Annotated in this window: 22 protein-coding genes; 10 read left to right on the top strand and 12 right to left on the bottom strand. The window is 61.7% G+C overall.

What is annotated here, in order from left to right; translation table 11 throughout:
- The first annotated feature begins 2 nt into the window (after positions 1-2).
- The 4 genes from AC0R79_RS01330 to AC0R79_RS01315 all read left to right on the top strand — a co-directional run bounded on the left by AC0R79_RS01330 (position 3) and on the right by AC0R79_RS01315 (position 5,538).
- Complete coding sequence (locus tag AC0R79_RS01330; RefSeq protein ID WP_039764867.1) at positions 3-881, top strand: endonuclease/exonuclease/phosphatase family protein; 879 nt, start codon at positions 3-5, stop codon at positions 879-881.
- On the top strand, positions 878-2,968 hold the full coding sequence (locus AC0R79_RS01325) for a GGDEF domain-containing protein (RefSeq protein WP_474732873.1): 2,091 nt from the start codon (positions 878-880) through the stop codon (positions 2,966-2,968). The genes AC0R79_RS01330 and AC0R79_RS01325 overlap by 4 nt, the downstream gene beginning before the upstream one ends.
- A 101-nt stretch (positions 2,969-3,069) precedes the next feature.
- Complete coding sequence (locus AC0R79_RS01320) at positions 3,070-3,849, top strand: N-acetylmuramoyl-L-alanine amidase (RefSeq protein ID WP_474732871.1); 780 nt, start codon at positions 3,070-3,072, stop codon at positions 3,847-3,849.
- A gap of 75 nt (positions 3,850-3,924) precedes the next feature.
- Positions 3,925-5,538: an EAL domain-containing protein gene (locus AC0R79_RS01315; RefSeq protein WP_177323245.1), complete on the top strand. Its 1,614-nt coding sequence runs from the start codon at positions 3,925-3,927 to the stop codon at positions 5,536-5,538.
- Here the strand turns inward: AC0R79_RS01315 and AC0R79_RS01310 are convergent.
- On the bottom strand, positions 5,535-7,325 hold the full coding sequence (locus AC0R79_RS01310) for a KinB sensor domain-containing domain (protein WP_127796497.1): 1,791 nt from the start codon (positions 7,323-7,325) through the stop codon (positions 5,535-5,537). The two genes, AC0R79_RS01315 and AC0R79_RS01310, sit on opposite strands and share 4 nt — an antisense overlap.
- A gap of 10 nt (positions 7,326-7,335) precedes the next feature.
- The gene (algB, locus tag AC0R79_RS01305) at positions 7,336-8,682 is read right to left on the bottom strand and encodes a sigma-54-dependent response regulator transcription factor AlgB (protein ID WP_007954049.1); all 1,347 of its coding nucleotides are present in this window, start codon (positions 8,680-8,682) and stop codon (positions 7,336-7,338) included.
- Between the two features lie 427 nt (positions 8,683-9,109).
- Between algB and AC0R79_RS01300 the strand changes: the two genes are divergently transcribed.
- From AC0R79_RS01300 to AC0R79_RS01280, 5 genes are all read left to right on the top strand, one after another.
- Positions 9,110-9,394 (top strand): hypothetical protein, encoded by a 285-nt coding sequence (locus tag AC0R79_RS01300; protein WP_007954051.1) that lies wholly within the window; start codon positions 9,110-9,112, stop codon positions 9,392-9,394.
- 67 nt (positions 9,395-9,461) lie between these two features.
- A complete protein-coding gene (locus AC0R79_RS01295; protein ID WP_003177151.1) occupies positions 9,462-9,626 on the top strand; it encodes a DUF1328 domain-containing protein in 165 nt (54 codons plus the stop codon).
- 2 nt (positions 9,627-9,628) lie between these two features.
- Positions 9,629-10,093 carry an inhibitor of vertebrate lysozyme family protein gene (locus tag AC0R79_RS01290; protein ID WP_007954053.1) on the top strand — a complete coding sequence of 155 codons (465 nt, stop codon included), beginning with the start codon at positions 9,629-9,631 and terminating at the stop codon, positions 10,091-10,093.
- A 697-nt stretch (positions 10,094-10,790) separates the two neighbouring features.
- Entirely contained in the window at positions 10,791-12,122 is a 1,332-nt protein-coding gene (gltP, locus tag AC0R79_RS01285; RefSeq protein ID WP_007954055.1) for a glutamate/aspartate:proton symporter GltP, read from the top strand.
- 102 nt (positions 12,123-12,224) lie between these two features.
- Positions 12,225-13,454, top strand: a complete 1,230-nt coding sequence (locus tag AC0R79_RS01280; protein WP_007954056.1) for a nucleoside recognition domain-containing protein — start codon at positions 12,225-12,227, stop codon at positions 13,452-13,454.
- A 3-nt stretch (positions 13,455-13,457) separates the two neighbouring features.
- On the opposite strand, the gene AC0R79_RS01275 is transcribed toward AC0R79_RS01280, so the two are convergent.
- From AC0R79_RS01275 to AC0R79_RS01235, 9 genes are all read right to left on the bottom strand, one after another.
- The gene (locus AC0R79_RS01275; RefSeq protein WP_127796496.1) at positions 13,458-14,084 is read right to left on the bottom strand and encodes an ABC-type transport auxiliary lipoprotein family protein; all 627 of its coding nucleotides are present in this window, start codon (positions 14,082-14,084) and stop codon (positions 13,458-13,460) included.
- Positions 14,081-15,019, bottom strand: a complete 939-nt coding sequence (locus tag AC0R79_RS01270; protein WP_474732865.1) for an MlaD family protein — start codon at positions 15,017-15,019, stop codon at positions 14,081-14,083. The genes AC0R79_RS01275 and AC0R79_RS01270 overlap by 4 nt, the downstream gene beginning before the upstream one ends.
- Before the next feature lies 1 nt (position 15,020).
- Positions 15,021-15,824, bottom strand: a complete 804-nt coding sequence (locus AC0R79_RS01265) for an ABC transporter ATP-binding protein (protein ID WP_474732863.1) — start codon at positions 15,822-15,824, stop codon at positions 15,021-15,023.
- Entirely contained in the window at positions 15,821-16,969 is a 1,149-nt protein-coding gene (locus AC0R79_RS01260) for an ABC transporter permease (RefSeq protein WP_474732861.1), read from the bottom strand. Before AC0R79_RS01260 ends, AC0R79_RS01265 begins: the two co-directional genes overlap by 4 nt.
- A gap of 55 nt (positions 16,970-17,024) precedes the next feature.
- Positions 17,025-18,053: a DUF5924 family protein gene (locus AC0R79_RS01255; RefSeq protein WP_039764894.1), complete on the bottom strand. Its 1,029-nt coding sequence runs from the start codon at positions 18,051-18,053 to the stop codon at positions 17,025-17,027.
- A 75-nt stretch (positions 18,054-18,128) separates the two neighbouring features.
- Positions 18,129-19,520 (bottom strand): M16 family metallopeptidase, encoded by a 1,392-nt coding sequence (locus tag AC0R79_RS01250; RefSeq protein ID WP_474732859.1) that lies wholly within the window; start codon positions 19,518-19,520, stop codon positions 18,129-18,131.
- Positions 19,521-19,689: 169 nt separating this feature from the next.
- Positions 19,690-21,348 carry a Na/Pi cotransporter family protein gene (locus AC0R79_RS01245; RefSeq protein ID WP_474732858.1) on the bottom strand — a complete coding sequence of 553 codons (1,659 nt, stop codon included), beginning with the start codon at positions 21,346-21,348 and terminating at the stop codon, positions 19,690-19,692.
- Positions 21,349-21,562: 214 nt separating this feature from the next.
- Positions 21,563-22,330: a TerC family protein gene (locus AC0R79_RS01240; protein ID WP_007954068.1), complete on the bottom strand. Its 768-nt coding sequence runs from the start codon at positions 22,328-22,330 to the stop codon at positions 21,563-21,565.
- A gap of 71 nt (positions 22,331-22,401) precedes the next feature.
- The gene (locus tag AC0R79_RS01235; protein WP_007954069.1) at positions 22,402-23,709 is read right to left on the bottom strand and encodes a CitMHS family transporter; all 1,308 of its coding nucleotides are present in this window, start codon (positions 23,707-23,709) and stop codon (positions 22,402-22,404) included.
- A 335-nt stretch (positions 23,710-24,044) separates the two neighbouring features.
- Between AC0R79_RS01235 and AC0R79_RS01230 the strand changes: the two genes are divergently transcribed.
- Entirely contained in the window at positions 24,045-24,446 is a 402-nt protein-coding gene (locus AC0R79_RS01230) for a GFA family protein (protein WP_474732855.1), read from the top strand.
- Here the strand turns inward: AC0R79_RS01230 and AC0R79_RS01225 are convergent, their stop codons facing one another.
- A complete protein-coding gene (locus AC0R79_RS01225; protein WP_474732853.1) occupies positions 24,447-24,773 on the bottom strand; it encodes a DOPA 4,5-dioxygenase family protein in 327 nt (108 codons plus the stop codon).
- Between the last annotated feature and the right edge of the window lie 43 nt (positions 24,774-24,816).

The following is a 24,816-nucleotide window of genomic DNA, read 5'->3' as shown; positions in this document are numbered from 1 at the left end:
CCATGCGCCGCTGGGGAACCGAACGCGTCGTTGGCCTGCATGATCCGCAGGTCAACGAGCATCACCTGGAATCGACGGGCCTGCCCGCAGACAGCCGTCTGCGCTTGCTCAGCTTCAATATTCAGGTCGGCATCAGCACCGAGCGCTATCGGCACTACCTGACCCGCAGCTGGCAGCATCTGCTGCCGCACCCCGGGCGCTCCAGCAATCTGCAAAAGATCGGCAATCTGCTCGGCGACTTCGATCTGGTCGCCCTGCAGGAAGCCGATGGCGGCAGCCTGCGTTCAGGCTACGTCAATCAGGTCGAACACCTGGCTCAGCTCGGTGCCTTCCCCTACTGGTATCAACAACTCAATCGCAACCTTGGCCGACTGGCCCAGCACAGCAATGGCGTGCTCAGTCGCCTGCGGCCGTGGGCGATCGAAGACCATCCGCTGCCGGGTCCGAAGGGACGCGGAGCGATTCTGGTGCGCTTCGGCGAAGGCCCGGAAGCGCTGGTGGTGGTGATGATGCACCTGGCGCTCGGCGCTCGCGTGCGCAGCATGCAACTGGCCTACATCCGCGAACTGATCGGAGGCTACAAGCATCAGGTGCTGATGGGCGACATGAACACCCACGCCAGCGATCTGCTGCAACACTCGCCGTTGCGCGACCTCGGCCTGCTGGCCCCGCAACTCGAAGCGACATTCCCCAGCTGGCGCCCCCAGCGCTGCCTGGACCATATTCTGCTCAGCCCGACCCTGACCCTGGAAAAGGTCGAAGTGCTGGCACAACCGATTTCCGATCACCTGCCGGTCGCGGTAGAGATTCGTCTGCCGGGTTCGCTCACGGCCGATGCATTGCCCGCGTTGAGCACTGCCCTTCGCGGAACCCCTGAATGAGCGACGAAGCCCAGCGCTGGAAAGAGAAATACCTCAAAAGCATCGAACAACAGGAAAAGCTCGAACGTCGATGGGACGCCCGGCTCGACCTGCTGCGCCGTGGTCTGGTACGCAGCACCCTGGCGGCGGAAGGCACTGATCGCGTGGTCGATCAGTGCATGAAAGAGATGCGCGACGTAGTGCGCACCGATGACATGGACGCTGGACTCGCCGCCCTGCTGCCGCGCCTGGAAAAGGCCGTGCTCGATTCCGAGCAGCGCCGGGAAACCCGGATCGAACAGGTCAGCACTGCACTGACTGCGCTGGTCACTCAGTTGCAATCCCTGCCCCTGCCCCGCGATGTGGCCCAGCCGCTGAAGAAATTCGCCAAGCAGCTGGACGGCCGGGTGAGCCAGGCCAGGGAGATGCCGCTGCTGCTCAGCGAACTCAGCGGCTTGCAGGGCAAGGCCTTGAGCCAGCTGGAGGCCCCGACAGAAACGGGACGCCCCGGATTGTTACAGCGTCTGTTCGGCAGCCGCGACAACGAGGAAACGCCTGCGACGGCGACCCAGCCTGCCGTGGCCGCACCGCCCGCACAGCCAGAGCAACTGCCCGCCACGCACGAAACCGCGCCCTTGCAGGAAGCGCCTGTCACGACCGCCGAACCAGTCGCCACTGCGCCCGTCAGCCAAGCACCGGTCGCCGCCCCCGTGGCCGAACCAGCGAAAATTCCGGAGCCAACCCCCGAGTATCATGCGGAGCCGGAGGTGGTGGCCTTCGAGGCGGCCAGAATCCTCACCGAATCACCCTCCGCCCCCAGCGAGCCAGAACCCGCCGAGCCTGAACCGGAGCCCCAAGCCTTCACGCCTCCTCCGGTTTTCGCGCCGGCAGTGCCAACAGCCATCAACCCGGACGAACTGATCCACCCCGGCGATACCCCGCCGCCCGTGATCCTCGACAGCCTGCCCCTGCCCGAGCCCATCGCCCAGGCATTGGCCGCAATCGATCCCGAGCAATCCGAGCACGACATCCTTTACGCCCTGCCGGACTCGCCGGAACCGTCCTACAGCTCGGTCGCCAAACACATCGAAGACACGCTGATCGGGTTGCTGGACGACCTGACCCTGCCGGAGCGCCACCGCCCGCAAGCCGAAGCCATGCGCGATCGCCTGAAAAACGGTCTGAACTGGTACGAACTGCTGCCGATCCTCGACGATCTGGCGACCTTGATGCTGGCGATTACCGACAGCGGCCAGCACGAATTCGAAGCTTATTTGCAGCAACTCAACGAACGCCTCGAAGCGTTCCAGAGCAACTTGCAGGCCGCCAGCGAAGGCCACGCCGACAACAGCTCCGCGGCGCGGGCGATGGACACGCAGATCCGCGAACAGGTCGACGGCTTGCAGAACAGCGTGCAGGAAGCGGCCGATCTGGATGATCTCAAGCAAGTGCTGGAAAACCACCTCGAAGGCCTGCTCGGCACGATGGATCAGCACCAGAAGCAGCGTGACGCCCGAGAACAGGAAGTCGCCGGACGCCTGAAAAGCCTGGCCGAGCGCGTCGCGCACATGGAGCAGGAAGCGCTGGGCTATCGCGAACACCTTGAAGAGCAGCGCCAGAAAGCCCTGATCGATCCGCTCACCGGCCTGCCCAACCGCGCCGCCTGGACCGAACGGCTCGAACATGAAATCGCCCAATGGCAGCAGCACGGCAACACCCTGAGCCTGGCCATGCTCGACCTCGATCACTTCAAACGGATCAACGATAACTACGGCCACCTCGCCGGCGACAAGGTGTTGAAGATCATCGCGACGGTGCTGCGCAAACGCCTGCGTGGCAGCGACTTCATTGCCCGATTCGGTGGAGAGGAATTTGTATTGCTGCTGCCGGCCACTCCGCCGGCCGTCGGTGCCAAACTCCTGGAAAGCCTGCGCGCCTCCATCGAAGCCTGCCCGTTTCACTTCAAGGGCGAGCGCGTCACGATCACGGTTTCCATGGGTCTGGCAGCGTTCCGGCCGGGAGAACACAGCGATCTGGTGCTCAAAAGAGCCGATCAGGCGCTTTACCGGGCGAAAAACGCAGGGCGTAACCGGGTGGAGCTGGGCTGAGGCAATTGTTCCATATTGTTTAAATCAGCCCTTTAAGCGTCGAAGCGCAAGGCGATACGTTACACTGTTGCATTATCGTCTTGCGTGTACTGCCCTCTGCCATGAAATTTTTTACCCTGCTCGCGTCGCTGATCCTCCTGGCCGGTTGTGCCAGCGGCCCGCGTTTTGACACCAGCCATCCTTCGGTCAATCACGACAGTCGCGTGCAGTTCGTGATCGTGCACTACACCTCCGCCTCGCTCGAACGCTCATTGCAGTTGTTGACCCACGGCGAAGTCAGCAGTCATTACCTGATCGGCGACGACAAGAACGCCACCATCTACAAACTGATGGACGAAAACCTGCGGGCCTGGCACGCCGGCGAAAGCGAATGGCAAGGCCGTACCTGGCTCAACTCCAGTTCGATCGGCATCGAGATCGTCAATCCGGGCTTCAAGGACACTCCGACCGGTCGCCTCTGGTATCCCTACAGCGAAGCCCAGGTGCAATCGCTGATTGTTCTGCTCACGGACATCAGCAAACGCCAGGGCATCAGCCCGCGCCACATCATCGGCCATAGCGACATCGCCCCGCTGCGCAAGCTCGACCCGGGACCGCTGTTCCCCTGGAAGCGTCTGGCGGCCGAAGGGCTGGGGCTCTGGCCCAACGAACAAGCGGTGACACGCCAGCAGGCGCAGTTCGACGCCGAGCTACCGAGCATCACCTGGTTCCAGAGCCAACTGGCGCGCCTGGGCTACTCGACGCCGCAGACCGGCGAGCTGGATGTGGCGACCCGCCATGTGCTCGCGGCCTTCCAGATGCACTACCGTCCTACGCGCTTTGACGGCACGCCGGATGCGCAAACAGCAGCGTTGCTGCTGGTGTTGAATCAGACAAAATAATGACGCCCGCCCGACGGTCAGGGCGAAAGTGCAATCAGCAGCTATAACTCATTGGTAATTCTTCGGATATCCATGATGGTTGCTACCCGAGAGACGCTGCGTAGCTGGTTTTATCGCCCCTGGTTTCTGGCGATGATCGCGGCTGTCCTCAGTGCGAGCCTGCTGATCACCGGCGGGTTGTTCGTGGCCATGCGCCAGGTCGAACAAAGCGAGAGCCAGGAAATGAACGCCCAGGGCGAGCGGTTCCTGGCGCGTCTGGAGCAACTGTTCGGCCAGCTGCGCGAAAGCCTCGACGACCTCGAAGCCCAACCCTTGCGCAGCTGCGACGACGAAATGATCGCCACGTTGCAGCAAGTGACGTTCAACTACCGCTTCGTCTATGAAGCGGCCTACATGGACGCCACGCGGATCTGCTCCAACCGCCCCCGCCAGGAAGGCCTGTCGGTGATCCGCCCGCCGGACATCAAAGGCCCGACCTACAGCTATTGGCTGAACACCACCACCGAACCCGATGAAAACCGCGCGGCGCTGATGCTCGGACGCGGCAACTTTCGCGTCGCCACCTCGCGCGGGCATTTGACCGACATGGTCGACCTGTCGCCCGGCAGCAGCCTGTTGGTGGTGCTGGATCACGGGTCCCGGGCGATTCCGGTACTCGGTATTCCGCAAGCTTGGCCACCGACTGAACCCTGGCCGCCGAAAACCCCTGATGCGCTGCAAGTTACCCAGTCGCACCTGATCTACCGCATGCCCACCGATAACCCGGAATACCAACTGGTACTGATCAGCCCGCGCTCGGGCATGCACATTCCGGAGCTCTGGTGGTGGATGGTGCCGTTCTGTCTGGTGCTCGGTGCGCTGGTGGGGGTTCTGGTGTTCTGGATCGTGCGCCAGCGCCAGTCGCTGGATGCCGAGCTGCACGGCGCGATCCGCCGGGGCGAGCTGCAGGTGTTGTATCAACCGATCTTCGATCTCGACAGCCGCAACTGCGTCGGCGCCGAAGCCCTGCTGCGCTGGCGCCGGCCGGACGGCACGCTGACCAGTCCCGACCTTTTCATCCCGATGGCCGAGAACACCGGGCAGATTCGCCAGATGACCGACTTCGTCCTGCAACGCTTGCTTGAGCAGTTGGGCCAGTTGCTGCGAGCCAATCCGCAGCTGTACATCTCGGTGAACCTGGCCGCCTGCGACGTGATGGTGCCGCGCATCGGCCAGGTCATGGCGCGGCTGCTGACCCTGCACCGGGTGGCGGCGCGGCAGATTGCTTTCGAGGTGACCGAACGCGGCCTGATCGATGTGGTGGTGGCCCGGGAAAACCTGCAAGCACTGCGGGATGTCGGCCATCAGGTGCTGATCGACGACTTCGGCACCGGCTATTGCAGCCTGGCGTACCTGCAAACCTTGCCGGTGGACTGCCTGAAGATCGACAAGGCCTTCATCGACGCCCTCGGCCATGACGCTGCCAGCAGCGGTGTCGCACCGCACATCATTCACATGGCTCAGGCGCTGGACCTGAAGGTGATCGCCGAAGGGATCGAATATGAATCCCAGGCCGAGCTGCTGAGCAGCGAAGGGGTGAAGTTCGGTCAGGGCTGGCTGTTCGCCCACGCTTTGAGCGCGGTGCAGTTCATCGAACTGATCACCCGTGGTCGGCGGCTAGCCGGCCGCCGGATTGACGACGAAGCCTAGACCGCCAGCGCCATGTAGAACTGCGTGCCCTGCCCCGGCCGTGAGTAAACACCCATCCGCCCACCGTGCAACTGGACGATTTCCTTGCACAGCGCCAGACCCAGCCCGGCTCCGCCCTTTTTCCTGCCGACCTGGACGAACGGTTCGAAGATCCGCCCTTGCTGACCGTAAGCAATCCCTTCGCCGTTGTCTTCGACGCTGATGATCACCCGCTCGCCATGGCGCCGGGCCTGCAAGCGGATCAGCCCGTCGCGCGCCGTATGGCGCAAGGCATTGTCGATCAGGTTGTCGAGAACTCGATCGAGCTGCGCCTGATCCGCCTGCAAGCGTGGCAGCGGGCCTTGCGCTTCGACCTGCAGGGTAACGCCCTTCTGCGCTGCCGAATCGGCGAAACGCAAACGCGCCTGCTCCAGCAGATCCTCGATGGAACACGGCGCCAGCGTGAGCTTCTGCAAACCGCTCTGATAGCGCGAGAAGTTCAGCAGATCGTTGATCAACTGCATCAGGCGCTGCATTTCTTCGTTAACCGTGTCGAGCAGATCGGACTCGCGCGACTCCTGAGGAAACTTCGCCCGCTCGCGAAACAGCCCGAACGCCATGTGCATGCCCGTGACCGGTGTGCGCAATTCGTGGGAGGCGCGCAGCACGAACTCGCTGCGCACCCGCTCGAAGGCGCGCTGTTCGGTGACGTCATGCAAGACCATCACGGCGCCGAGGATATGCCCTTGAGTGTGGCTGACCGGCGTCAGGCTGTAGGTCAGCAGGCGCGATTCGCCATCGACCTCGATGCTCAAATCTTCCGGCGCGCGCTCGAGCGTGCCGCCGCGCAACACCAGTTGCAGTTGTGCATCCAGTTCCGGACGCTGAAGCGCTGTGCCCAATCCCTCGCCGAAACGGTCGCTGTCCCAGCCCAATTGCCGCTGGGCTACCGGGTTCAAGTGTTCCAGATGCCCCTGACGGTCGATCATCAGCAAGCCGTCATCGATGCTGTCGAGTACCGCTTGCAGGCGCTGCTGGCCGGCGAGCAGTTCATCGACGTTGGTCGCCTGGTGTTCGCGCAGGGCTTCGGCCATTAGCCCGAAGCGCCGGGTCAGCAGATTGATTTCCATCGCCGAGGACACCGGCAGGGTCACTTCGAAATTGCCTTGGCCGATGTTGTCCGCCGCTTTGGCCAGCGCTTCGATCGGCGCGCCAAAACGCCGGGCAATCCCTTGAGCCGTAATAAAACCGATGATCAGCACCGCCAGCCCCACCAGCCCGAGCAAGCCGGAAATCAGCAGTGCACGGTCACGGGCGGCGTGCTGGACAGCGTTGATGTTATCCAGCGCGTGCTTGTGCTCGGTGATCAAACCGTTACGCAGGGTGTTGAATCGTTCGCGCAAGTCGCCACTACCACTCAGGGCGGCGCCCGGATCGCGGGAGATATCGAACGCCTCAAGGAAGGTCAGGTAATCGCTCTTCGCCTGACTGAACCCGTATTGGCGATTGTCGTTTTTCTGCTCTTGGGCGATGCCCTCGTCGAGCAATTCGAAATAACGTTGTTTGGACGCTTCGAACGCCACGGGATCGGGCTTCTCGGCAAGCATCATGATCAGTTGATCGCCGAGGGTCTGCCGCAGCTTGAGCCCCAGATCGAGGGTGACGAAGTTGTTGCGGATCAGCGCCTCCTGGGTGCCGGCCATCTGCATCACGCTGACTAGCCCGAGCATCAGCCCGAGCAAGGCCACGGTGATCAGCGCGGAAATGCTCAGGAACAAGCGGGTCCGCAACTTCATCGCCAGTTTCATCGGCGGGCGCTCACAGGTTGTACTGCTTGCGCTTGCGATACAGGGTCGAGGCGTCGATCCCCAGAGTCTTGGCGGCCTGATCGAGGGTGCCGGCAGTCGCCAGTACTGCGCCGATGTGGGCTTTCTCCAGCTCGTCGAGGCTCAGTGCCGCGCCAACCCGTGGCGCATTGTTGGCCGGTTGTTCGGCCATGCCGAGGTGGCTGATTTCCACCCGCTCCTGCGGGCAAATGATGCTCGCCCGCTCTACCACGTTGCGCAGCTCGCGGATGTTGCCGGGCCAGCGATAGCCCAGCAGCGCTTCGCGAGCCTCGTCGCTGAAACCCCGCGCAGGGCGCGCGTATTCCTTCACAAAACGAGCGAGGAAACGGTCGGCCAGGGTCAGGATGTCTTCGGCCCGCTCGCGCAGCGGCGGCAAATGCAGGGTGATGACGTTCAGGCGATAGAGCAGGTCTTCACGGAAACGCCCGTCTCGCACCATGTCTTCAAGATTGAGGTTGGTGGCGGCGAGAATGCGCACATCGGCGCGGCGGGTGACCGGATCGCCTACCCGCTCGTATTCCTTGTCCTGAATGAAACGCAGCAACTTGGGTTGCAATGTCAGCGGAAAATCGCCGATCTCGTCGAGAAACAGCGTGCCGCCATCGGCCTGATTGACTCGCCCCAGTGTGCTTTCGCTAGCCCCGGTAAACGCGCCACGGCTGTGACCGAACAGCTCGCTCTCCATCAGTTCGGCGGTCAGCGACGGGCAATTGATGGTCACGCAGGATTTCTTCTCGCGCTTGCTCCAGCCGTGAATGGCTCGGGCCAGTTCACCTTTACCGGTGCCGGACTCGCCGAGGATCAGAATGTTGGCGTCGGTGCCCGCCACTTGCCGCGCAGTTTCCAGTACGACTTTCATCGCCGGGCTGTGGGAATCGAGACCGTCCTTGGGTTTGCGGATCTCGCCTTCGAGGGCTTCCAGACGCGCCGATAGCTGACGTACTTCCAGTTGCTTGGCGGTCGCCAGGCGCAATTGATCCGGGCTGCACGGCTTGACCAGATAATCGGCAGCGCCGGCCTGAATCGCGTCTACCGCGGTATCGACGGCCGAATGGGCGGTGACGATCACCACCCGCATCCACGGCGCCTGAATGCGCATCTGCGCCAATACATCCAGGCCGTTGTCTTCACCCAGGCGCAAATCAAGGAAGCACAGGTCGAACACCTGGCGTTGCAGCAGCGCGTCAGCCTGAGCCGCGCTGTTGGCGGTGGCGACGGTATAACCTTCGTCTTCGAGGCAATAACGAAAGGTTCGCAGGATGGCGGATTCATCGTCCACCAGCAGAATGCGGCCTTGGTGCTCAGTGGCTGATTCCATTTTTCCTACGCTCCATAAGTGAATGTCTTGGGTTAGTCCCGGAAAAATCGGGCAAGTTGCATGGTTGATTCTGATCGATTCGAGTCATTGCAGGGTAGCTCTCTCCTGCCCTAACGGCTAATCAACTGATTTCATTGGTTTTTTAAACATCGCACAGTTTCAGGTCGGTTTCCTGCCTACTTTTCTGACATCCGTACCCTGTCCTCAATTCAAAAATAATGATTTCTCCTACGAAATAATCGTGCATTACGCACGACCCTATGCGGACCATCGTGCAGGATGCGTCGTCAGGAATTTTCATACCGTTTGTAACTAGCTGATTTTATTGGTTTTTTTCAATCAAAAAAGCTGGCACGCAGGCTGCAATACCTCTTTCAGCCCGGGCAGATATGCACTGCCCCAATCGAACAAGAGTGAGGAACCCAGGATGACTCGCCCACGTGCCGCCCAAATGCGTATCTCGCCACTGCACTTGCAGCAGGCCCTGTTTGGCGCACTTGCGCTGTTGATCACGCTGATAGCCTGCCAGCAATACCTGCGCTGGGAGCAGAGTCAGCAACCTGAGCCCCTGATTTCCATGCAACACGCGACGCAGACGCACTTCAGCGCAGTCAGCAGCAGCCAGGCCGACAACGGCGCGATGCGCATGATGGACGTCGACCAGCCACAGCCACTGGGCGACATGCCCCGTGAAGAACGCTGGGTTTTCTGATCAACGAATCTGGGCGCCCCCGCGCCGAGACCGGCAACACCCCTAAATAGAAGCAAGGAGAATCACCATGTTGAGCTGGGCAATCACATTCCTGATCATTGCCATCATCGCTGCAGTACTGGGCTTCGGTGGTATCGCGGGCACCGCCACGGGTATCGCCAAGATTCTCTTTGTCGTGTTCCTGGTGATGTTCATCGCTTCCTTCTTCTTTGGCCGTCGCGGTCGAGGTTGAACATGAAGGGTTTAAAGACACTGGCAGCCGCCCTGCTCCTGGGCGGTAGTGCCATGGCGATGGCGGCCAATGACGGCCAGGCGCGGGTCAACGAACTGTTGAGTTCCGACCCGCAATACAGGGAAACCTGGGAAGGCGTGGTGAAGAAGGAAGAACGCCTGCCGGAATGGGTGATGAACCTCTCCGGCGCGCCGGACCAACAGATGAATGCCGTGACTGAAGATGGCGATCAGTATCTGGTGGGGCCGCTCTGCGAATCGCAGGACAAATGCCTCAACCACCGCCTGATCGTCGCCTTCAGCTTCGACAAGAAACACGCTTACGCCATGCTGGTCGATGTGCCCGAAGGGCTGCCGGCGGACAAGTCGCCAACGCGACATGCCACCTACCGCTTCCTCGGCAAGCCCGACCAGGGCATGCAGGATCTTTTGATGGAAACGCTGAAGAAAGATCCGAACTGGTATTGAACATGAGGACAGCTGAAAGGCTGTCCTCCATTGCACCCGCCCGAGGAAGGCCGGTGCATGACCAAGGGGCCGGGACGTTCTGACTGTTGCAGGGTCGGAGTGACCTACGGGTACAGGGAGTGCCTGCGATGAGGGCCGGGTCAGGGTAAAAGCTGCGACGCAAGTTCGCCAACCGGAGCGGTTCGACGGACTTGCGCTGAGCTTTCAACGTGACAAAACGTTGATCCAGAGCGTTCTGCTCGTCTTTTTTATCGCTCACACTGCGTGCGAAAGCATTTCGCGGTGTTTCTTCGCGACCGTATATCGAGAAAGAGTCGATCGAGTAAGTCGGACTTTTAGTTTCCGAACGTAGGCTTTTTCCTAAATTTTTCGTCGAAATCACTCGTTCAAAAAATAACCAACCTACGCTGTAATGGCCGGTTCACGGCACTTATGCCTGCCGAAATGTCGTATTCGAACCGGTTGGGACGCCAGTTTCATTTAAAAAAGCTCATGCCGATTCGGCATAGGGTAGGCGTTTACGGCATTAGACGGCGCAACCTTGCATCGGAATAGTTGCGCCTTTTTTCGCCTGCCGGAGAGCCGTAAACACGCGCTTCGGGGCACCTTATACGGAGGCAGATGCACAGACTTTTCCGCTAAAGAGCGTTCCAGTTCCTGCATGTGCCTGAGTCAAACGCAAGTAAGGGTAAAGATAATGAAGAAGGCAAAGCTTAGCCTCGCCTGGCAGATCCTCATCGGTCTGGTGTTGGGGATTGCAATCGGTGCGTTGCTCAACCATTTCAGTGCCGAGAAGGCCTGGTGGATCAGCAACGTCCTGCAACCGGCAGGCGATATCTTTATCCGTCTGATCAAGATGATCGTGATCCCGATCGTCATCTCTTCCCTGATCGTCGGCATCGCCGGCGTGGGCGACGCCAAGAAGCTCGGGCGCATCGGCCTGAAGACCATCATCTACTTCGAAATCGTCACCACCATCGCCATCGTTGTCGGCCTGCTGCTGGCCAACCTGTTCCATCCGGGTGCCGGCATCGACATGAGCACCCTGGGCACTGTGGACATCTCCAAGTACCAGGCGACCGCCGCCGAAGTGCAGCATGAACACGCGTTCATCGAGACCATCCTCAACCTGATCCCGTCGAACATCTTCGCGGCCATGGCCCGCGGCGAAATGCTGCCGATCATCTTCTTCTCCGTGCTGTTCGGCCTCGGTCTTTCGAGCCTGCAGTCGGACCTGCGCGAGCCGCTGGTGAAGATGTTCCAGGGCGTCTCTGAAAGCATGTTCAAAGTCACCCACATGATCATGAACTACGCGCCAATTGGTGTGTTCGCTCTGATCGCAGTGACCGTGGCCAACTTCGGCTTCGCCTCGCTGCTGCCGCTGGCCAAACTGGTGATCCTGGTTTACGTCGCCATCGCCTTCTTCGCCTTCGTGATTCTGGGCCTGATCGCCAAGATGTTCGGTTTCTCGGTGATCAAGCTGATGCGCATCTTCAAGGATGAGCTGGTCCTGGCTTACTCCACCGCTTCCTCGGAAACCGTGCTGCCACGCGTGATCGAGAAGATGGAAGCCTACGGCGCACCGAAAGCCATCTGCAGCTTTGTGGTACCGACCGGCTACTCGTTCAACCTCGACGGTTCGACCCTGTACCAGTCCATCGCGGCGATCTTCATTGCCCAGCTGTACGGCATCGACCTGTCGATCAGCCAGCAACTGCTGCTGGTCCTGACCCTGATGGTCACCTCCAAAGGCATCGCCGGCGTACCGGGCGTGTCCTTCGTAGTACTGCTGGCCACTCTGGGCAGCGTCGGCATTCCGCTGGAAGGCCTGGCCTTCATCGCCGGTGTCGACCGTGTGATGGACATGGCGCGTACCGCCCTGAACGTGATCGGCAACGCCCTCGCCGTACTGGTCATCGCCCGTTGGGAAGGCATGTACGACGACGCCAAGGGCCAGCGCTACTGGAACTCGCTGCCGCACTGGCGCAGCAAGGAAAAACTGCCGGCCGGTGACGTTTCGAACAACTGATCCCCGCCCGCAAGGCACCCTGACAAACCCCGGAGAAATCCGGGGTTTGTCGTTTCTGGCGACCCCGCTATCATTCGCCGCATCTTCCGGGGGATTTGACTGATGCTTAATGGCCTGTGGCTTGGCTTCTTCATCGTGGCAGCCGTTTCGGCGCTGGGGCAATGGCTGATCGGCGGCAACGCCGGGATCTTCGCGGCGATGGTGGAAAGCATTTTTGCCATGGCCAAGCTGTCGGTCGAAGTCATGGTACTGCTGTTCGGCACGCTGACCCTGTGGCTGGGTTTCCTGCGCATCGCCGAGAAAGCAGGGATCGTCGAATGGCTGGCCAAAGCGCTGGGCCCGCTGTTCCTGCGACTGATGCCGGAAGTGCCAGCGGGGCACCCGGCCATCGGCCTGATCACCCTGAACTTCGCCGCCAACGGCCTGGGCCTGGACAACGCCGCCACGCCGATCGGCCTTAAAGCGATGAAGGCGCTGCAAGAGCTCAACCCCAGCTCGACCATCGCCAGCAACGCGCAGATCCTGTTCCTGGTACTCAACGCATCGTCCCTGACCCTGCTGCCGGTGACGATCTTCATGTACCGCGCCCAGCAAGGCGCGCCGGACCCGACGCTGGTGTTCCTGCCGATCCTGCTGGCCACCAGTTGCTCGACCATCGTCGGCTTCCTGTCGGTGGCATTCATGCAGCGCCTGCGGGTCTGGGACCCGGTGGTGCTGGCCTACCTGATTCCCGGCGCGCTGATCCTCGGTGGCTTCATGGCGTTGTTGGCGACGATGTCGGCCACCGCGCTGGCGGGCCTGTCGTCGATCCTCGGCAACCTGACGCTGTTCGGCCTGATCATGCTGTTCCTGGTGATCGGCGCCTTGCGCAAGGTGAAGGTTTACGAAGCGTTCGTGGAAGGCGCGAAGGAAGGTTTCGACGTCGCCAAGAACCTGCTGCCGTACCTGGTGGCGATGCTCTGCGCGATCGGCGTATTGCGCGCATCGGGCGCGCTGGACTTCGGTCTCGACGGCATTCGCCATCTGGTGGAGTGGGCAGGGTGGGACACGCGTTTCGTCGATGCGCTGCCGACGGCGATGGTTAAACCGTTCTCCGGCAGCGCCGCCCGGGCGATGCTGATCGAAACGATGAAGACCTCGGGCGTGGACAGCTTCCCGGCGCTGGTGGCCGCGACTATTCAGGGCAGCACCGAAACCACGTTCTACGTGCTGGCGGTGTACTTCGGCGCCGTAGGCATCCAGCGCGCCCGGCATGCCGTCGGTTGCGCGCTGCTGGCCGAGCTGGCGGGTGTGCTCGGCGCTATCGGCGTCTGCTACTGGTTCTTCGGTTAAGGCTCAAGGCCGGGCAGGTGGGGCGACTTTCTGCCCTTGCTCCACCGCCCACGCCACCACCTTCGCGGTGAGCCGATCACTGGCCTGACCGAATCCGGCCACCACCGCCGGAACCTTCACATCATTGAGCGGCTGACGCTCTTCGAAGCGGCGACTGGCGAGAATCCGCTGGTCATAGCCACGCACCAGCAACGCATCGACCCGCACCACCACGCTGGCCTGCGTGCCCTGATACTCGGTCTGAAATGCCTGCAAGCTGCCGCCCAATTCCAGATCCGCCTGGAAGTTGCTGTCGTCGGTACTCAACAGCGATACCCGGCCATCGCGCTGGAAGCCATCCAGCAGCCGATTGCGCACCAGCACCGGCGCCGGATCGCTCCAGCGCGAGGCCTTATAAGTGCTGATCACGTCACCCTGGGGAATCACCGCGATGCCCGGCCGGTTGAGCGCTTCGCTGGCCTGCAATTTGTTCAACCGTAGCGACCAGTGCTGAGCCGTCGCCGAACCGGCCGAGGCGGGCGCCTGTGCCGCCGGCAAGCGATAGACGTCCAGCGGTTCGGACTTGGGCAGGATCGAGCACGCGCTGACGAGCGTGAAGCCGGCGAGGAGGGCGAGGCGAGTCAGCTTCATGGCGTGAACTCCTTGTTCTTGTCACTGCCCAGCAGGTAACCGCTGGGGTTGGCCTCCAGGCGTTGGGAAATGGCGCGCAGCGAGTTCAGGGTTTCACGCAGTTCGCGGATCGCCGGGGCCAGACCGTTGAGGCCCTGCATGCCGCTGTCGAGGGAGTTCTGGTTCTTGCTCAACAGGCCGTTAATGGTGGCGCTGCTTTGCTCCAGGGATTTCATCGCCTGCTCAGCACTGCCCAGGGCCTGTTTGCCCTGATCGTTGAGCAAGCCGTTGGCGTTGCGCATCAGCGCCGACGTCTGTTCGAGCATGTTGCCGGCCTGTTTGCCGACCGTCGCCAGTTGCTGCATGGCCTGACGCAGGTCGCCGCGCTGATCGTTGATCGAGCCGGTGGTCTGCTCCAGATGCTGGAGGGTTTTGCTCACGCGCTCGATGTTGTCGGCGGAGAACATCTGATTGGCGTTGCTCAGCAGCGTGCTGACTCCGCTCATCAGGTCGTTGCTGTCATTGAGCAGCCGCGAGATGGGCGAGGGCGAGGCGACGATGGTCGGCAGATTTCCGTCATGGCCCTTGAGTTTCGGGCTCTCTGGCGTGCCACCGCTGAGCTGGATGATCGAGGTGCCGGTGATCCCGGCCAGGGCCAGTTTGGCCTGGGTGTCTTCCTTGACCGGCGTGTCACCCGCCAGACGAATCCGCGCCAGCACCCGACGCGGGTCCTGCGGGTCGAGGCGCAAGCTGACCACGTCGCCGACCTTGATTCCGCTGTACTGCACCGGGCTGCCCCGGGACAGGCCGCTGACCGCTTCGTTGAAGACGACTTCATAATCCTTGAACTCGGTGTCGACGCTGGACTTGGCCAGCCACAGGCCGAAGAGCAGGGCGCCTGCCACCACAATCACCGTGAACAGGCCGATCAATACATGATGGGCTCGGGTTTCCATGTCAGACCTCGTTGAGCTGTGTGGCGGCGTCCAGCGCCGAGCGGCCGCGAGGGCCGTGGAAATATTCGTGAATCCACGCGTCGTCGGTTTCCGAGACCACGTCGATGGGACCGGCCACCAGCACTTTCTTCTGCGCCAGTACCGCGACGCGGTCAGTGATGGTGTAGAGCGTGTCGAGGTCGTGAGTCACCAGAAACACGCTCAGGCCCAGCGCGTCGCGCAGGGTCAGGATCAATTGGTCGAACTGCGCCGCGCCAATCGGATCGAGGCCGGCGGTGGGTTCGTCGAGAAACAGGATGTCCGGATCCAGCGCCAGCGCCCGGGCCAGCGCCGCGCGCTTGATCATCCCACCGGACAGTGAGGCCGGGTACTTGTCCGCCGCCGACAGCGGCAGCCCGGCCAGCGCCAGCTTCACTGCCGCCAGATGTTCGGCGTCGTCGCGGCTGAGCCCGGCGTGTTCGATGAGGGGCAGGGCGACGTTCTCGGTGACGGTCAGCGACGAGAACAGCGCGCCCTTCTGGAACAGCACACCGAAGCGCCGCTCGATCAGCGAACGCTCATGCTCCGCCAGGCTCGGCAGGTTCTGGCCGAACACCTTGACCATGCCTTCGCTGGGCCGGCGCAAGCCGACGATGCTGCGCAGCAACACCGACTTGCCGCTGCCGGAGCCGCCGACCACGGCCAGGATCTCGCCTTTGTACAAGTCGAGGTCGAGGTTCTCGTGCACGCTCTGACTGCCGAAGCGATTGCACAGGCCACGGACTTCGATCACCGCCTCGGAGGGCGCGCGGGGTAGACGACTCACCAGCCCATCTCCATGAAAAACAGCGCAGCGACCGCGTCGAGCACGATCACCACGAAAATCGATTGCACCACGCTTGAGGTGGTGTGGGCGCCAACGGATTCGGCGCTGCCGCTGACCTTGAAGCCTTCAAGACAACCGATAGCGGCGATCAGGAACGCAAAGATCGGGGCTTTGACCAGGCCCACCAGGAAATGTTGAATCCCTATGTCGCTTTGCAGCAGCGACAGGAACATCGCCGGCGAGATATCCAGCGACACCGCACACACCACCGCGCCACCGATGATCCCGCAGATCATCGCGAGGAAGGTCAGCATCGGCAGCGCCACCAGCAACGCCAGCACCCGAGGCACCACCAGCAATTCCATGGGGTCGAGGCCGAGGGTGCGAATCGCGTCGATTTCCTCGTTGGCCTTCATCGAGCCAATTTGCGCGGTAAAGGCACTGGCGGTGCGGCCGGCCATCAGGATCGCCGTGAGCAACACGCCGAACTCGCGCAGGAAGGCGAAGCCCACCAGATCCACGGTGAATACGCTGGCACCGAAACTGGCCAGCACCGTCGCCCCGAGGAACGCCACCACCGCGCCCACCAGAAAAGTCAGCAACGCGACGATGGGCGCGGCGTCGAGGCCGGTTTGCTCGATGTGCGCGATCATTGGCGTGATCCGCCAGCGCTTGGGTCGGAACAGGCTGCGGGCGATGGTTTCGAGGATCAGGCCGACGAAGCCGAGCAATTGCAGGGTGTCCTGCCAGACCGTGTCGACGGCCCGGCCGATGCGGGTCAGCAATTGCACGCTGACGCTGATTTCCGGTTCCTTGATCGGCACGCAGAAATCGGTCAGCGAGCGATACACGGTTTGCAGCAAGGCGCGGTCGGCGCTGGAAATCGTGCAGTCGGGGTGTTCGGCGGACTTGCCCAACCGCTCGGAGCCGAGCAGTTCCACCAGCAGCGACGCACCGGCGGTGTCGAGGGCGCCGAGGCCGTTGAGATCGATGGGGGTGTTGGCGTCGTACTGGCCTTGGAGCGTTTCGCTCAGTTGCTTGAGGTCGGCGTAGTGGGCAAGCGTCCAGTCCCCGGTCACCCGCAGGCGGGCAGGGGTGATCGAGGTGTCCAGGCGGGCACTGCCGGTCATTGGGCTGCTGGTCATAAGCTCCGTGCTTGTTCGGCTAAATACGCTGGCATACGTAATAGCACGAACACGGTTACTTTTCTTTGGTCGGTGTGCTGTCCGTGACCTCGAAGCGCAGCACACCAATCACCTGACCGTCTTCGGTCAACACCCGCACCTGCCATTTGCCTGCCGGGTTGCCGGGGAAGTTCTGCTTGTGGGTCCAGGCCCGGTAGCCTTCCTTGCGCCCGCCGTGGATGTCGAGGGCAATGCGGTCGACCTCTTTGCCGTTGAACTGCCAGACGTGATAAATCCGCTCATCGAGCCCGCGCGGCGCGTTGATCGCGGTGTAGGCATAGAGCCCGCCGCCACGGATCTGCTCGGCGCTGACTTCCTTGAGGCTGGCGCCCGGAACCCGATCCTGCACCTGAGTGCTGATCGCCACGTCGGTCATCCACAGCGTTGCCGGCGGCACCCACGAACGCAGAACCCAGCCCACGCCGCCGATGCCGACCGTGATACACAGGATCGCCAAGGCATTGCGCACGGTGCGGATCGGGAAGATCGACGCCAGGCTCGGGAACGACAACACCACTGCAATCCCCAGCGCCCATTTGAAGCTTTGCGAGGTGGTCAGGTGCATGATCACCGGCAGCGCCGTGAGCAGAGCGGCGAACAAAGTCAGGGTGTGCAGCGCAAGGAACGCCCAGCGCCGCGGCGCCAGCCACTTGTAATAGAGCGGATCGACAATCGAGATCAGCGCCGCGATGCACAACAGCCCGGTAAAAAACAGCTGACCGCTGTTCCAAGTGGTGGTGATGAAGAAGAACGGCAGGACGAAAAACAGGCTTTCCTGGTGGATCATCTGCGTCGCGTAACGCAGCAGCGGCTGGGGGATTTCCCGTTTGAAAATCCGCGTGAACAGCTTGGTCAGGCTGTTTTCCAGCATCAGCCAGATCCAGCTCAGCAGCATGATCGTGGTGATCCAGCTCGCCAGCCCCTGTTGCCGGTCGACCAGAATGAAGCTGCCGACCCCGGAGATGAAACCGCCGAGCGCAATGACCCCGGGGTAGCGCTTCATCAGTTCGAGAATGCGCTGGATCAGGAGGGTCAATTTAGACATTTGGGCGATTCACGACAGTCGAGGAAAAAACCCCGACAGAGTACCGCCCGCCGGGCCGTGTGGCGAGGCTGCCGGTCAGTCTGGATGCACGGATTTGCGCCGATGCAGACGCCAGCCGAGCAGCATCAGCACCACCACGCCCAATCCGCCCGCCAGCAGCCACAACACCTGATCGTCGCTGAGCAGCGGTTTCTCGATCCGCAGATAGCCCGGTTGCAGCAGCAACTCGCGCATGGCCTTGTTCGCCGCCTCCAGCGTCACGCCTTGCAGCTCCCGCGCAGGATCGGCAAAACGGCCATCCTCGTAGTCCCCCAGGGCGCTCCAGTAATAGTCGGCCATGGCGCTGGTGCCTTGCACGGCCCAGGCCTGATGAGCGATGGCGGCTTGTTTCAAGCGATTGAAAGTGTCGGCGTCGAGGCCGTTTTTCAGCAGGTCGGCTTTGAGGTCTTCCAGCACTTGTTCGGCTTCGGCGATGTCACCGCGATCCAGGTCGGCGTTGAGGCTCATGAAACCGACGCCGCCGAACACTTCGCGCTCGGCCCAAGGCCCGTAGGACAAACCGTGGTTCAGGCGCAGTTGGCGGTACAGCGCCCACTCCAGGTATTCCTTGAGCAGGTCGAAGGTTTCGTCGTACTGGTCGTCCAGCACCGGCTCCGGCACCAGCCAGTGCAGCTTGGCGCTGTTGCCGATGAAACCGCGAGTGATCGTGCGTTCGTGAGCGGCGCTGGAGCGGATGTCCGGCAACGGACGGTGTTCGCTCGGGTCGACCGCTTCCAGCGCGCCCCATGCCCTTTCCAGATAGGCCGGCAGCAGTTTGTCGAGGTCGCCAACGACAATCAGGGTCATGTTGTTCGGCGCGTACCAGGCCTTGCGCACCTTCTCCAGCTGTTCGCGGGTCAGGCCATCGACTTCGGCCCGCTGCGGGCATTTGAGGCCCAGTTCGACCGCCAGCTGATTGCTCGCGGTGTGGCCCAGGTCCTGCCGGTCGAGAAAGCGTTGCAGCCGGGTGTAATGACCGCCGTCCTCACGCTCGACCACTCGCTTGGCAGCGTTGATCGCGTTGTCGTCGAAGCGGGTCTGAGTCAGCAGGTCCAGCAGCAGGTCGAGGACCTTGCGCTGGTTTTTCGCCGGGGCTTCGATGACGAAGGTGGTGTCGGCGTTGCTGGTGAAGGCGTTCCAGTCACCACCGAGGGACTGCATGCGTTCTTCGAGACCACCTTCGCCGGTGGCGTCGATGCCGCTGAACAGCAAGTGTTCGAGCAGGTGCGGCAGCTCTTTTTCATTGCAGTCGAAATCGTCGAGACCGACGCCGATCACCAAGCGGATCGCCACGTGCCCACGCTCAGTGCCGGGCTTGAGCAACAATTGCAAACCGTTGGGCAGCGCATAGCCTTCGACCTGAAAACGATCCAGAGCGAAGGCGGGCAGGGAACCGAGCAACAGACAGGCGAACAACAGGCAACGCATAACGAGCTTCCATACGGCTGAATTGGAGATCCGTGTCGTCAGTCAGATCGCTTTCGCGAGCAAGCTCGCTCCCACAAAGGAATGCATTTCAAATGTGGGAGCGAGCTTGCTCGCGAAGGCGCCCTGGAGACTGAACTCTGAGTTACTGACTGACCACAACCCCAGACGTTCAAGGCGAATGCGTGATGTCCGCCATATCGTCCGCCGCCAGCGCGCCGGTATCGGAAGTTTCCAGCACCACATAGGCGCTGCTGCAGAACAGTGAGTTCAGGCGTTTCATGTCGGCAATCAACTCCAGGTGCAACGAACTGGTCTCGATACTCTGCACGATCTTACGTTGCAACCGGCTGACATGGGCGTGGGCCAGACGCCGTTCCTGTGCGCGAAAGCGACGTTTCTCACGCAGCAACTGGCGGGCGCTTTCCTTGTCGCCGCTGAGGAACACCGACAGCCCCAGCCGCAGGTTGGCGATCAATTGCTGTTGCAGGCCGGCCAGCTCCTCCAGTCCATCTTCGGAGAACGACCGACGTTGCGAAGTCTTCTGCTGCTGCACTTTGCGCAACATGCGTTCGATCAGGTCGCTGGCGAGTTTGAGGTTGATCGCCAGCTCGATGATTTCCGCCCAGCGCCGACTGTCCTGCTCGCCGAGATCTTCGCGGGGCATCTGCGCCAGGTACAGCTTGATCGCGCTGTACAGCGCTTCGACGTCATCGGTCAGCTTGCGCATTTCCTGAGTGATGGCGGTCTGCTTGCCGCGCAGCACGTCGAGGGTCGCGTCGAGCATGTTGTCGATCAGGTCGCCCATGCGCAGGGTTTCCCGAGCGGCGTTGGCCAGCGCCAGACTCGGCGTGACCAGCGCGGTGGCGTCGAGGTGACGCGGCTTTGCGGTGCCGTTGACCTCCGGACGCTCCGGCAGCAGCCAGGCGCACAGCCGTGCCATCGGCCCGACGCTCGGCAGCAGGATCAGGCAACGCGCGGTGTTGTAGAGCAGGTGGAAGCCGATGACCATTTCCTGCGGGCTGAAATCCAGGCTGTCGATCCAGTGCACCAGTGGGTCGAGTACCGGAATGATCAGCAGCAGCCCGATCAGTTTGTACAGCAGGCTGCCCAGCGCCACCTGCCGGCCGGCGGCGTTCTGCATGCTGGTGCTCATGAACGCCAGCACGCCGCTGCCGATGTTGGCGCCGATCACCAACCCGATCGCCACCGGCAGGCTGATCACCGCAGCGCCGGCGAGGGTGGCGGTCAGCAGCACGGCCGCCAGGCTGGAGTAGGAAATCATCGCGAACAGCGCGCCGACCAAGGCGTCGAGCAGGATATCGCCGGTCAACGAGGCGAAAATCACCTTCACCCCTTGGGCATGGGTGATCGGCGCAGCGGCCTCGACGATCAGTTCCAGCGCCAGAATGATCAGCCCCAGCCCGATGGACACGCGGCCCATCTGCCCGAGCCGGGTCTGTTTGCGCGACAGAAAGAAAATCACCCCGAGGAAAATCAGCAGCGGCGACAGCCACGACAGGTCGAACGTCAGCACCCGCGCCATCAGCGCCGTACCGACGTCGGCGCCAAGCATGGTCGCCAGGGCCGGGGTCAACGCCATCAGGCCCTGACCGACAAAGGACGTCACGAGCATGGCAGTCGCGTTGCTGCTCTGCACCATCGCGGTCACGAGGATGCCGGCGACAAAGGCCAGCCAGCGTTTGGACATGTTCTGGCCGATGACGTGGCGCAGATTGGTGCCGTACACCCGCAGGATGCCGGTTCGGACGATGTGCGTGCCCCAGATCAGCAGGGCCACGGCAGAAAGCAAATTGAGCAGGGTGAGCATGCAGACCCCCTGTAATAGCAGCGCCCCAGAGGGGCAAGTTGACGGTACCGCGCAATTTCTACGTTCTGATACTTAAGCTGTAGTTGGCTAACGGTCTGGGCGCCAGCATTGCACAGCTAAAGCGGGGATTGAAACAAAAGTGTCATGAAAACAGGTTCATGCAGCCATGAAAAAAGGGCCCGAAGGCCCTTTGATCTGTTGCGCAGCGTTCGGGTTACTGACCCGGAATATCCTTGCGCAGTTTCACCGGATCCTGCTGTTTGCGTTTTTTCGCGATGGCGGTGCGCATCTTGATGTTGATCGCTTCGACCGCCAGCGAGAACGCCATGGCGAAGTAGACGTAGCCTTTCGGTACGTGCACGTCGAACGACTCGGCAATCAGCACGGTGCCGACCACCAGCAGGAACGACAGCGCGAGCATTTTCAGCGACGGGTGCTTGTCGATGAACTCGCTGATCTTGCCCGAAGCCAGCATCATCACCAGCACGGCCACGATGATCGCCGCGACCATGACCGGAACGTGGGACACCATGCCGACGGCGGTGATCACCGAGTCCAGCGAGAACACGATGTCGATGATCGCGATCTGGATGATGGTGTAGAGGAAATTGCCGCCCTTGCCGCCAGGCGTCTCGTCGCTTTCGTCTTCACCTTCCAGTGCGTGGTACATCTCCTGGGAGCTTTTCCACAGCAGGAACAGGCCACCGAAGAACAGGATCAGGTCGCGGCCGGAAATGCCCTGGCCGAACACTTCGAACAGGTCGGCGGTGAGGCGCATGACCCAGGTGATCGACAGCAGCAACAGGATCCGCGTGATCATGGCCAGGCCAAGACCGAAGATCCGGGTACGCTGCTGCATGTGTTTGGGCATGCGGCTGACCAGGATCGAAATCATGATGATGTTATCGATGCCCAGAACGATTTCCAGGGCGGTCAGGGTGAAGAAGGCAACCCAGATCTCAGGGTTGGTCAGCCATTCCATGTGTATTCCTTTGAGCGAGTGTTAAACCAGGACGCCAGCAATCAGCTGGCGTCCTGGTGAGTTTGGTGCCGTTACAACGTGCTGAACAGCGGGAAAGTCCCCAACAGCAAGGCTGCGACCAGTATGCACAGGCAGACCAGCACTGCCCACTTCAGGGTGAAACGCTGGTGATCGCCGAACTCGATCCCCGCCAGTGCCACCAGCAGGTACGTCGACGGCACCAGTGGGCTCAGCAGGTGAACCGGCTGACCGACGATCGAGGCTCGGGCCATTTCCACAGCGGTGATGCCGTAATGGCTGGCCGCTTCGGACAACACCGGCAACACACCGTAGTAGAACGCGTCGTTCGACATGAAGAACGTGAACGGCATGCTCACCAGCGCCGTGATCACCGCCAGGTACGGGCCGAGGAAATCAGGGATCACTGCCAGCAGGCTTTTCGACATGGCATCAACCATGCCGGTGCCCGACAGGATACCGGTGAAAATGCCCGCCGCGAAGATCAGACTGACCACCGACAGCACGCTGCCGGCGTGGGCGGCGACACGATCCTTCTGCATTTGCAGGCAAGGGTAGTTGACGATCATGGCAATACTGAACGCCACCATGAACAGCACCGGCAGCGGCAGCAGGCCGGCGATCAGGGTGCACATCAGGGCCAGGGTCAGCAGGCCGTTGAACCAGATCAGTTTCGGACGGCGGGCATCCGGGAATTGCGAAACGCTGATTTCGCTGTGATCGATTTCGTCGCCGATCAGGTGCAGCTCACCCAGACGCGCACGCTCACGTTTGCCGTAGAAGTAGGCAATGATCAGGATCGCCACCACACCGGCAGCCATCGCCGGGATCATCGGTACGAAGATGTCCGACGGGTCCACATGCAGCGCACTCGCCGCACGGGCGGTCGGGCCACCCCATGGGGTCATGTTCATCACGCCGCCGGCGAGGATGATCAGACCGGCCATGATTCGCGGGCTCATACCGATGCGACTGTACAGCGGCAGCATGGCGGCCACGCAGATCATGTAAGTGGTCGCGCCGTCACCATCGAGGGAAACGACGAGCGCCAGTACGGCGGTGCCGACCGAAACTTTCAGCGGGTCGCCCTTGACCAGTTTGAGAATCTTGCGCACGGCCGGGTCGAACAGGCCGGAGTCGATCATCAGGGCGAAATACAGAATCGCGAACATCAGCATCACGCCGGTCGGCGCAAGCTTGGTAATACCTTCGAGCATCATCGGGCCGATCTTCGGGGCGAAACCACCGAACAGGGCGAACAGGATCGGGATGATGATCAGAGCGATCAGCGCAGACAGGCGCTTGGTCATGATCAGGAACATGAACGTGATGACCATGGCGAAGCCAAGGAAAGTCAGCATGGGAATACTCCAGGCGTAGCGCGGCTAGGTAAGTGAGCGGATCGGGTGGATCAGCGCAGAACGGGAAGCACGAGGCGTACGAGCGGAGTGTCAGAAAAAAGGCGTGGGAGGAGGCGGGTTACAGAGGACATCAGAATCACCATTGTTGTTGTTAATTGGGCCTGTCGTGCGAGCAATCACACGCGTTGGCCAACCGGTCTGTTGCCGGCAGTGGGGGCGATCCTAATCGGGGAACCTTTCAGCTACCTTTCGCGCAAGAAAGCTTTGGGCGAACGGCCAACCGGCCGTCGGATGCGGGCTAGAGTCAATGAACACGGGAAGCGGAGGGCAGGGCGATGACTGAGTTGCACGGCGGTGGCTGTCACTGCGGACATATCCGCTATCAGTTCAGCGGAGCGTTGCACGACATCGCCCACTGTCATTGTTCGATTTGCCGAAAGGTCAGCGGTGGTATCGTCACCACCTGGATCACGCTGCCGGCGGCGAACTTCCAGTGGCTGGCCGGGACGCCTTCGCGTTATGACTCGTCGACCAGTTGTGCCCGGTTCTTCTGTCCGAACTGCGGCGCACAACTGGCGCTGGTGACGTTGCTCAGTCCCGAGAGCCTCGATCTGACGATTGCCACACTGGATCACCCGGAGCAGGCCGCCGCCGAGCGGCATATCTGGACCGACAGCCAGTTACCTTGGCTGCACCTGGACGAGCATTTGCCGGGCGAGCCCGAAGAAACCATCTGATTAAAAAATAGACAGGTCCAGCGGCCGCATCGCGCCCATCCAGATTGCGTGTTCGGTGTGATCGAGAAAGTCATCGCCGGTGTCCGGGTGCAGGAACACCACCAAACCTTTGCGATTGAGCGCCAGCCACGGCAACACCTCGCCGATGAGCTCCGGGTCGAAGGCCAGCTGGCAGCTCCAGTCCGGGTGCGGGCCGACCGGACGTTCATGCACGCGGCCCATCTTCAATGGGAATAATTGCACGGCCTGCTCACACAGCGCCCGCGCCTGTTCGATCGTGCTGGCGTCGTAATAAACGTGGGCGTGATAACCCTTGATCGTCTGCATCGCAAACCCTCTGAATCGGTTCGAACCCTCGGCGTTGCCCGTA

Source organism: Pseudomonas sp. HD57-3 (assembly GCF_056113135.1).
The sequence above is the reverse complement of the archived record's forward strand: the minus strand, read 5'-3'. Positions and strand labels throughout refer to the sequence as shown.

Bases quoted from the DNA above. Each gene is read 5' to 3' on its own strand.
- AC0R79_RS01330 (WP_039764867.1), top strand. From the start codon at position 3: ATGCGCCGCTGGGGAACCGAACGCGTCGTTGGCCTGCATGATCCGCAG.
- AC0R79_RS01325 (WP_474732873.1), top strand. From the start codon at position 878: ATGAGCGACGAAGCCCAGCGCTGGAAAGAGAAATACCTCAAAAGCATC.
- AC0R79_RS01320 (WP_474732871.1), top strand. From the start codon at position 3,070: ATGAAATTTTTTACCCTGCTCGCGTCGCTGATCCTCCTGGCCGGTTGT.
- AC0R79_RS01315 (WP_177323245.1), top strand. From the start codon at position 3,925: ATGGTTGCTACCCGAGAGACGCTGCGTAGCTGGTTTTATCGCCCCTGG.
- AC0R79_RS01310 (WP_127796497.1), bottom strand. From the start codon at position 7,325: ATGAAACTGGCGATGAAGTTGCGGACCCGCTTGTTCCTGAGCATTTCC.
- algB (WP_007954049.1), bottom strand. From the start codon at position 8,682: ATGGAATCAGCCACTGAGCACCAAGGCCGCATTCTGCTGGTGGACGAT.
- AC0R79_RS01300 (WP_007954051.1), top strand. From the start codon at position 9,110: ATGACTCGCCCACGTGCCGCCCAAATGCGTATCTCGCCACTGCACTTG.
- AC0R79_RS01295 (WP_003177151.1), top strand. From the start codon at position 9,462: ATGTTGAGCTGGGCAATCACATTCCTGATCATTGCCATCATCGCTGCA.
- AC0R79_RS01290 (WP_007954053.1), top strand. From the start codon at position 9,629: ATGAAGGGTTTAAAGACACTGGCAGCCGCCCTGCTCCTGGGCGGTAGT.
- gltP (WP_007954055.1), top strand. From the start codon at position 10,791: ATGAAGAAGGCAAAGCTTAGCCTCGCCTGGCAGATCCTCATCGGTCTG.
- AC0R79_RS01280 (WP_007954056.1), top strand. From the start codon at position 12,225: ATGCTTAATGGCCTGTGGCTTGGCTTCTTCATCGTGGCAGCCGTTTCG.
- AC0R79_RS01275 (WP_127796496.1), bottom strand. From the start codon at position 14,084: ATGAAGCTGACTCGCCTCGCCCTCCTCGCCGGCTTCACGCTCGTCAGC.
- AC0R79_RS01270 (WP_474732865.1), bottom strand. From the start codon at position 15,019: ATGGAAACCCGAGCCCATCATGTATTGATCGGCCTGTTCACGGTGATT.
- AC0R79_RS01260 (WP_474732861.1), bottom strand. From the start codon at position 16,969: ATGACCAGCAGCCCAATGACCGGCAGTGCCCGCCTGGACACCTCGATC.
- AC0R79_RS01255 (WP_039764894.1), bottom strand. From the start codon at position 18,053: ATGTCTAAATTGACCCTCCTGATCCAGCGCATTCTCGAACTGATGAAG.
- AC0R79_RS01250 (WP_474732859.1), bottom strand. From the start codon at position 19,520: ATGCGTTGCCTGTTGTTCGCCTGTCTGTTGCTCGGTTCCCTGCCCGCC.
- AC0R79_RS01245 (WP_474732858.1), bottom strand. From the start codon at position 21,348: ATGCTCACCCTGCTCAATTTGCTTTCTGCCGTGGCCCTGCTGATCTGG.
- AC0R79_RS01240 (WP_007954068.1), bottom strand. From the start codon at position 22,330: ATGGAATGGCTGACCAACCCTGAGATCTGGGTTGCCTTCTTCACCCTG.
- AC0R79_RS01235 (WP_007954069.1), bottom strand. From the start codon at position 23,709: ATGCTGACTTTCCTTGGCTTCGCCATGGTCATCACGTTCATGTTCCTG.
- AC0R79_RS01230 (WP_474732855.1), top strand. From the start codon at position 24,045: ATGACTGAGTTGCACGGCGGTGGCTGTCACTGCGGACATATCCGCTAT.
- AC0R79_RS01225 (WP_474732853.1), bottom strand. From the start codon at position 24,773: ATGCAGACGATCAAGGGTTATCACGCCCACGTTTATTACGACGCCAGC.